Origin of the sequence: Corynebacterium sp. ACRPZ, from assembly GCF_022346205.1 — a bacterium.
Lineage (GTDB): Bacteria > Actinomycetota > Actinomycetes > Mycobacteriales > Mycobacteriaceae > Corynebacterium > Corynebacterium lehmanniae.
The window spans coordinates 1-1,990 of record NZ_JAKRMR010000031.1 but is presented as its reverse complement, the minus strand read 5'-3'; the positions used below and the strand labels follow the sequence as shown (position 1 = coordinate 1,990).

At 58.1% G+C, this 1,990-nt stretch carries 2 protein-coding genes; both read right to left on the bottom strand.

Annotation, left to right across the window (positions count from 1 at the left end):
* Positions 1–36: 36 nt before the first annotated feature.
* Positions 37–1,050: a DDE-type integrase/transposase/recombinase gene (locus MHX64_RS11820; RefSeq protein ID WP_181889614.1), complete on the bottom strand. Its 1,014-nt coding sequence runs from the start codon at positions 1,048–1,050 to the stop codon at positions 37–39.
* Entirely contained in the window at positions 1,029–1,940 is a 912-nt protein-coding gene (locus tag MHX64_RS11815; RefSeq protein ID WP_181890113.1) for a hypothetical protein, read from the bottom strand. Before MHX64_RS11815 ends, MHX64_RS11820 begins: the two co-directional genes overlap by 22 nt.
* Positions 1,941–1,990 lie beyond the last annotated feature (50 nt).

Sequence of the window (1,990 nt, the reverse complement as noted above, 5' to 3'; positions counted from 1 at the left end):
TCGCTTTGTGTCAAGTGGTTGTGAACAGTTTCTGGTTCAGGCGACGGTAAGTGTGGGTGATTGTGGGCGGGTTTTGGTGGTTGTGCGGATGATGGTGACCTCTTTGGGTAGTCCGGTCGGTGTTTTGGGCATTGCGGTGATGAGTCCGGCTTCGAGTGCGGCACGTGCTGCGTTGATGCGGTTGGTTTCGTATTGCTTCCAGGTACCGTCGAGCACGCTTTGCGGGGTGTAGCCGTTGATGCCGCTGTGGGGCCGGTTGTTGTAGTGCCTGGTAAAGCGGGCTACCCATTGGGTGGCGGCGTCGATGTCGGCGAAGGCTTTCGGGTAGTACGCAAATCCCTTCATGGTGTGGAACAGTGACTCCATCTGGGGGTTGTCGTTGCTTGTTGCCGGCCGGCTAAACGATGCGTCAACGTCGTGTTTGGCGAACACTCGCTTTAAGGCGTTGCTTCGCATAGCTGCCCCGTTGTCGGAGTGCACGGTTTGCACTGTGGGGTAGCGCGTCAAGATGTCGTCGAAGAGTTTGGATACACCGCGTGCGTCTTCGCGGTGGGTGACCAACGTGCCGATCACGGCGCGTGAGTACAGGTCGATGATGGTGTGGCAGGCGTAGTTTTCGTTGACGAACGGGCCAGGCAGGAATGTGATGTCCCAGCACAGCACTTGTGCTGGTGCAGTAGCGACGACATGTGGTGGCTGGTTGTTGCCGCGTTTCGACCTGCGTTTGGTGCGAGTGCAGTTACGGTGCTTCAACAGTCTGTTGTGCTTGCGGGCGATGCGGTAGAAGCTGCTCAAACTGGCGACGTAAACGCCGTGGTTATAGGCGTTGTAGAACACATCGTCCACGCTCGATTGCGGGTTGGCGTCCAGCTGGGCGAGGATCTTATCGACGTGTTCCTGTGTGAGCCGGGCGATGTTGCGTTCGTGGTGGGCAATCGGGTTGGCGGTTTTCGGCCGCGGGTTGGATTCGTAGTAGATCCGGCTGCGGCTGACTCCCAGCAACACACACGCCCGGGAAGTGGAGTGGCCTAATCCGACAAGGGCGTCGATGAGTCGTTGTTCTTCTTGTCGACCAGCTTCATAGCGTCGCGTTTCGTCTTCGGATAGGCGTTTTCCTCCGCGTCGTAGTCCACGCCAGGAAGATCGGGCATGGACGCTAAAGCTTTTCCCAACACATCACTGGTTTTGACCCATTTATCCAGTTCTTGTTCTTGCCGGGTGAGTTTGCGGTTGGCTTTGGCGAGTTCTTTTTTCAACCGTTCGTTTTCCCGAATCATCGCCTCAACCTGGCGACGTGACTGCGTGAGGTCATCTGAGGTGCGTTTTCCCACTGTTCCTGCCTTTCGTTTATGCGTGTAATGCGCGATCGACCCGTCTGCGACCATGGTGGCCCACCGCAGCACTGTCCGGTGGCACAGATCATGCCTGGCGATAAACGCCTCCTTTTCACCGTAAGGAAGCGAAAGGTAGCGCTGCACCAGCGACGTCACCGCCGCGGCGTCGAGCACCGCTGGCAGTTCCTCGTCGCCGACCGACGCTGCCTTTTGCTGCGCGCAGGTCAAAAGCCCAAGCTGTTGGCCCCACCGAAAGATCTTGGCTCCATACAGCCCATGGCGATCAAGCCAGATACCTTTCGCCCCATACGGCAACTGGCGATAGATCGTGACCATCTGTCGCTTCTGAGCGGCAGTAAAATCCAACCCCCGCGAATACGGCTGGCACGCTGTAAACACAACCGCGCCAGCCTGCGGCATAACCAGGTCATCCTCGTCGAGGACCTCGCCAGGAGACAGCACCGTCACCGCAAGGGACAACACATCATCAGCGCGAAGCCTCCGCCTGGGCAGGCGACCGCTTCGAACCTGTTGACCACCGACCGAAGCTGCCTCGGACAGCACGTCCGGCTCCGGGATCAACACTGGAACATCGAGCAAAGTCATGAACAAAACCTCCTACGGATCGTTGTTCACAACCAGCCTGACAGAGAGGG

Coding starts and splice junctions, on each gene's coding strand:
- MHX64_RS11815 (WP_181890113.1), bottom strand. CDS start 1,940: ATGACTTTGCTCGATGTTCCAGTGTTGATCCCGGAGCCGGACGTGCTG.